The sequence below is a fragment of the Micromonospora sp. 4G55 genome, from assembly GCF_016803375.1.
Genome location: NZ_JAEVHN010000375.1, coordinates 1 through 6132 on the forward strand (window position 1 = coordinate 1; position 6132 = coordinate 6132).

Annotated in this window: 4 protein-coding genes; 3 read left to right on the forward strand and 1 reads right to left on the reverse strand. The window is 67.6% G+C overall.

Annotation, left to right across the window (positions count from 1 at the left end; translation table 11 throughout):
- The first annotated feature begins 227 nt into the window (after positions 1–227).
- A complete protein-coding gene (locus tag JNW89_RS24785) occupies positions 228–1322 on the forward strand; it encodes a hypothetical protein (protein ID WP_238450710.1) in 1095 nt (364 codons plus the stop codon).
- Here JNW89_RS24785 and JNW89_RS24790 read toward each other — a convergent pair.
- On the reverse strand, positions 1284–2225 hold the full coding sequence (locus tag JNW89_RS24790) for a hypothetical protein (protein WP_238450711.1): 942 nt from the start codon (positions 2223–2225) through the stop codon (positions 1284–1286). The two genes, JNW89_RS24785 and JNW89_RS24790, sit on opposite strands and share 39 nt — an antisense overlap.
- A 442-nt stretch (positions 2226–2667) precedes the next feature.
- Between JNW89_RS24790 and JNW89_RS24795 the strand changes: the two genes are divergently transcribed.
- Positions 2668–5577, forward strand: a complete 2910-nt coding sequence (locus JNW89_RS24795; RefSeq protein WP_238450713.1) for a hypothetical protein — start codon at positions 2668–2670, stop codon at positions 5575–5577.
- Between the two features lie 284 nt (positions 5578–5861).
- A partial coding sequence (locus JNW89_RS24800) for a helix-turn-helix domain-containing protein (RefSeq protein ID WP_238450714.1) occupies positions 5862–6132 on the forward strand: 271 nt, incomplete at its 3' end.

Genomic DNA, 6132 nt, shown 5'->3' on the forward strand with positions numbered 1-6132 from the left:
TACGAGACGTCCCTTAGCCACGCTCAGCACGATGACCGACTCCGGCGCTACTCGTCCAGCACCAAGGCCGAACGCGGGGTACATGCGCCAGACGCGCGGATCTGCCGAAGCTTCCGTCACGCGCCAAGCGCGAGCGGCTATTCATGTCGAGTTGACCTCGCCGCTGGGCGACGCTCGCCTAGACCTGATCAACTCTCCGGTTCGATCCGGGCTCCTATACTCGCCCGATGATCGAGGGATGGTCGGTTGTCCCGGAGCGGGCGGCGGTGGGTGCTGCCGGCCCGAACGTCGAGGTCGTGCATGGTGATGGTGTCACCTTCGCGTACGGGGCCAACGCTCTGGTCGTGATCGTCGACGCCGGAGACCGGCCCCACGGCACCGCTGTCGACAACGCGAACACACTGGTGCTGCGGGAGCCTTTACCCAGCGAGGCGACTCAGTGGATACGCTCGAAGAACCAGGCCAATCAGCCGCTTCTGGGCTTTGTCAAGATGGCGGATGGCTGCCTGGCTCTCGGTGAGCTCTACCAAGCCCGCAGCATCTACCGCGGGATGAACCCGTACACGGGGCAACAGGGGCCACTCACATTCGCTGAACTGACCTGGGGCGAGCGGCTTCCCCCCGAACTGCTAGACAAGGTGCGGCCGACGCCGACGCCGACGCTGCCGGTACCCGGTATCGCCTGGCTGGACGATGTGCCGCAGGACCTGACCCGGGCACTGCGTTCCTTTCTGACCGCTTGGTACGCCGATGTGCCGGTGCTACCGGCCACACCCCAACACGCGGCTATGAAACTCCCGGCCCCGTTGCTGGCCTTCCACGACATCGCCGGAGGCCGCGAGGAAATCCTCGGCCGGCAGGACTTCATCGAGCCGCCCGACAGGATCGAGTACCTGGAAGACGAGCCGCTGGTGGCCTTCGCGGCCGAGAATCAGGGCGTCTGGGTGGCGTTGATCGACCCCACCGACGACGATCCGGTCGTGTGGTACGACGGCGGCCCGCAGCGGTTGCGCGAGCGGGAACGCCTCAGCGGCTTCCTGCTCCAGTTCGCCCTCAACGAAGCGGTGAGCACCTCACCGTTCACCGGCTTCGCCACGGTCACCACGGAGATGCTGGACCGGTTCGTCGAGGATCTGGTTCCCGTCCCGCTGCAGCCCATGCGCGTACCTGGCGACCCGACGCGCCACTGGGTGGCTCCCGGACTGGTCGCCATGGCCGCCGACTACGGCGACAGTGGTATCTGGCTGAGCGTCGGCAGCCGACAACGCTCAGCCCTGCGGCCCCTACGCTCTCGTCTCGACTGGGAACAGTTCAACGGCTAGCCAACACTCCGGTCCGAGCGCACCTCTCCTGCGGCGGGATGGGCACGTATCGCTGGTGGCGTCTACCAAGACCAAGTGAACACATCTGCCGCCGGTCGTGCACCGCAGTGCGCCGGCGATCACCAGGCTCCAGACGCCGCTTCGGAAGCCTGAACGGTGGGCAGGGTGCCCCCTCGTGCCGGGTTCCGGTCGGGTGGACAGATCAAGCCGTTCGGCCCTGTGCGCCATAGCGCACCGACCTGGCGAGGTTATCGGCCTACTGGCCAGGGTGGAGACAACCAGGAGGGTGCGCGGGTCGAACCTCGTCGTCCAGGGCTGGCCTGCCTCGGTGCGGACCTCAATCTCGTGGTCGCTCAGGAAGTGAGCGGTACCGAAGGTGCCCTCGGGGCCAACCGGATCGAACGGCGTGGCAAAGCATGCGAGGTCCTGGTTGGCTTCCCGGCTCCTCAGTCCAGCCCGTGACCGAATCCGTAGGATGTCGAAGCCCGTCATGAACGCGGGGTAGTGCAGCAGGACCAGCTCGAACGAACCTCCTGGGGAGACGGCTACAACCCGGATGTCCCCGTCTGACTCGTAGCCGTAGAGCGATGCCCCAGTGCGAAACTGGAAGCCACCCCAAGCCATGACCAACGCCAAGACGGTCGCGACCACAGCCACCGCCCGCGCCGGCGCTGGCCGCAGAACAAGCCATGCCGCCATGCCGAGCAGCGCCGGTACGACGAACAGCACACTGGCCACGACTGACGACCGGCCAAACGGCATCAGGTGAACGTAGTGCCACGGATTGCGCCAGGCAATGAGCACGGCTGGCACCGCAACGACGACCAAGTTGGTGAGCACCATTGCCATCACGCGCCGAGCGACGACGTTCGTCGGTCCCTGCTCGATTTCCCGCTCGATCATGCGCCCATCGTGGTTGATCGCCGTGGCCCCGGCCATCCCAGGCTAAGTGTCACCCAAGTCCTGATACCGATCTGTCACGCAGGTCCCGAGACCGGACAGCCGGCTGCCGGCTGGTGTGGGAGGACTTTCTGCACGTCTATCAAGGCCGCCCTGAACGGGCCGCACGCGCCGCCGCCAGGGCGCGCGCCGGCCGCTGCCGCTGTCGCTCTGCGGCCGTCAAGCCCGATGCCCGGCGGCTGGCGCGGAGATCGGAAAGCCCACGGGGCCGCCGCTGAACGACAGGCCGTTGACCGGCGATGGGGTGGGCCGGCAGCCTGGCCGCACGGCCAGACCAGCCAGCCACCCATACCGCTGGACGCGCGGGCGCATACTCAGCGCCGTGATTCAAAGCAAGTTTCGGCGCGTACGGTGGCGGCAGACGGGAGCTGCCGCATGGGGGTGGGTGGCGACCGCGGCCTGGGTCTTCGGCAGCACTGTTTGGCCGCGGATTCCCCTTGCCGCAGGTGACGCCGGCCGGGGCTTCCAATCCGCCGCCGGCCTCGCTATGTCCGCCATTGTCGCCGCGTTGCTGGTCCTGCTGCCGACAGTTGCGCTGGTCGCTATACAGCTGCTCTCCCCGTTTTCCTGGCGCGCAGCGAGGGTCGTCTTCAACTGGTCCAGCGCCATGAGTGTGGCTGCCGTCGCTGCCCTGGGCGTCGTGCTACCTATGGTCGCGGCGGTCAATCCCTCCCCGTTCGCGACCCGCCTGGCGTTCGCCGGCTTCGGAACGGCGCTGCTGCTCCTAGCCGATGCGACCTGGCGTGGATCGCGTCGGGCCAACCCAGGTTGGCTTGTGAGCCACACAGCGCAGAGAGTTGCCGCGCTCGCTGGCCGTACTTCCCGATCGCAACGGGCTCTGGCAGCCCAGACGGAGCTGCTCACCGAGCTTGTCGGCGCCACCCGCCTGCCCATCGGGCAGTACCGGACGGCGGCAGCAACGTGGGGGCTAGTTCTGGTGCTGCGCTGGCACGCCGGTGAGCGACCGGAGGAGATCGCCCGAGCCGTCCGGCTGGTAGCGGCCGACCTGGGGCGGGAGCCCGACGCTGGCCGAGAGGACGTGATCGCCGCGCTCGCGGCCTTGGGTGTTCACCTCAGCCGTGATCCCGTGGTGGCCGAAGCGGTGATCGAAACCATCGGCGACCTAGCGCAGCGGACCCGAGGGGCCGGCCCGTACGTACATGGTGACGTCCTGCTCGACGCCCTCGTGGACGTCATCGGGGCGCGGCTGGCAAATCTCCTGCAACCCCCCATTCTTCCGGCACTGAAACCGCCATCGCCCAACGTCGGCGGCCGTCGGCGGCACCGCGCCCCAGCTAACCTGGACGGGAGGCCGACACACGCTGCCGAAAATCGACTCCAACGCTTGGCTGAGCGCAGCAGCGTCGAGAACGGGGACGCGGTCGGTCTGTGGCGAGGGCCCGGCCCGACGGATGCAATTGGTCCAGAGCAGGGGCATCGACGACTGGTGTCACGCTCGGTGAGCGAGGCGATGGACGACGCGACCCGTCGTGCATTGGACGCTCAGAAGCTTCTGGCGATCTTCGCATCGGTCGTACACACGCAGCCCGCGGCACAAGTGACGGCGCACTCATCAGCCAACATGCGGACGATGAGCGTTGACGCCTACGACCTCTTCCTTGCTGAGGTAAATCGTCTCGCCTCCGTGCTCGCCGCGCCCACGCCGGCGAATGCGGCCTGGCCAGCCGGGTGGCAGGGCAGCGCCGCGTTTGAAGCCGACGTACGACGCCTCGGGCACCTCGCAAACCAGCTCTACTCGACCTATCGGATGCCACCCAGCGATGCCGTCGAAGAACAACTAGAACTAATCGCGTCCCGGCTTACCGAGGACATCAGTCCGGCTCGTCCGCTGCCCCCAGACCGCACCGGATGGCGCACCACCCACACACCCGACCCGACCGGCCCCGCCGTGGCCGTCGGCGAGACGCTGGCCGAGCTCGCGGCGGCCGCCTTTCACGCCGGCTTCGATCGACGAGCGCTACTGGCGGGGCGGAGGCTCCTCAGCGCAGCGACGATGGCAGCCACCACAGGCGACGGACGAGCGGTTCAGGTCTACATGCAGGCACTCGACCGCGTGGCCCGAGACCTAAATCGGGGTCACCGTAACGATACGGACGCTAACCAGCACCGCGCATCGCTGGTACTCGCCGGCCTTATCGCCGAATTCGACCCGCTCCTATCCGCTACTCCGCCCGGTCACCAGGCAGACAGAGCGATCAACGAACTGGTCGACTGGCTGCCGTGGCGGACCAACGGAAGTCCCTACCCGCTTGCCGCCACAGCCTGGCAGGCCCGATTGATCGCCGCTGGCTGGCTGGTCCACAGCCCGGAAAAGCGCCGCCGCCAGCCGGCTCCCGCCGGTCAGCCACAGACACTCCCGGACGCCTTGGTCAAGAGGGCTGAGAAAGAACTCCAGCTCCACTTGCGCGTGAATGATCCGATCTACCCGGCCGCCTACCTGTTCACTCTGTGGGCCCACGCGATCGCCGCCGGTCGCGAGGGCGACCGTGGCGCCGCCCAACACCTACACGAGTACCTCACGCGGGTCCTAGACGAGTACGACACGGACGAGCAGGACGACGACGATGCCGGCTGGCCGGCCACCGAGCAGGGAAACCAACTAGATGACGAATGCGACGAGGTCCCCTGCGCCCGACGAATGCATCCCCAGCTTCGTCGCCTCATCGCGGGGGCTATCCACTGGTCGGCAAATGCTAAAACCGGTCGACGTGAGGTGCTTCTATCGGGGCCGCGTGCGCTTGGCCTACACGACAGCCTTCGGAAGCTTCTCGCAGCGTCCGGCCTCATCGAGCGGCGTTACCACGGCCTACCCGAACGTGATGGCTCGTACCTCGTGGTGGTCGAGGAACCAGACGGCAGCCGGCGGCTGCTGCGCGACAGTGAAGCAGGCGCCCGCGGCCTGTTCGCTTGGGGCTACGGCGGCACCGGCCCCCACACCTTGGCCGACGTCCTCACCGACGACATCCTTGCCGACCTTAACCGCTGCCCCGATTGCTTCGGCGCCATCAAGTGCGCAGCCGGCCTCATACGCTGCCGGACCTGCCACAACACAGGACTCCGGGTTGAACGCCGGCACATCGCTAGCGCACTCGTCACCAGAGTGATCTCCTCGTTGCCCGAGCATCTGGCAGCCGCGCCAGCCATCCCCGAGGCCGAGTGGTCCCTGACGCGCTCAGCACTGCTCGCCGAGGCATGCCGGATCCAGACGGGCGGCCACGGTGACCGGGAGCCGACAAAACAGCGACCACGGCGATCTCTCCCCACGGAGGGCTGACAGGCCGGCGTAGCACCTGCCCACCGGGCGACGTCTCCCACCGCCAGGCCGGGCTCACCCTCTCCAGCCCCATCCGCCCGACCGCGAGAGCCACTCATGTCCCTCCCTCCCCTGGCATCGTCAGGCAACGGGAGCGGGCCCCGGGCGCAGATCAGGCACGACGAATGCATGGAAGCGTGGACATCGCCCTCACCCATGCCTTGCGCGGCCGCGCTGCCTAGATCAAGAGACCTCACCTAGTGTTGTGTCTCGCAAATAGCTAGCCTTTTTAGTAGGCTCTGGACGTGACACGTTCTGCCGCACCACTGGTGCTCGAACCCGGCCAGCGGGAACTGCTGGAGTCTCTTGCCAAGTCGCGTACGGTCGAGCATCGGCTGGTGCAGCGGGCGCAGGTGCTGCTGCGGGCCGCGGACGGGATGTCCAACGCCGACAATGCGGTGCTGGCTGGGGTGACCCGGGTGACGGTGCGGGCGTGGCGGTCGGAGTTCGCCGAGCGTGGGCTGGCCGATCTGGGCAGGGTCGCGCCGGGTCGTGGCCGTAGGGCGTCGATTCCGC

Coding starts and splice junctions, on each gene's coding strand:
- JNW89_RS24785 (WP_238450710.1), top strand. CDS start 228: ATGATCGAGGGATGGTCGGTTGTCCCGGAGCGGGCGGCGGTGGGTGCT.
- JNW89_RS24790 (WP_238450711.1), bottom strand. CDS start 2,225: ATGATCGAGCGGGAAATCGAGCAGGGACCGACGAACGTCGTCGCTCGG.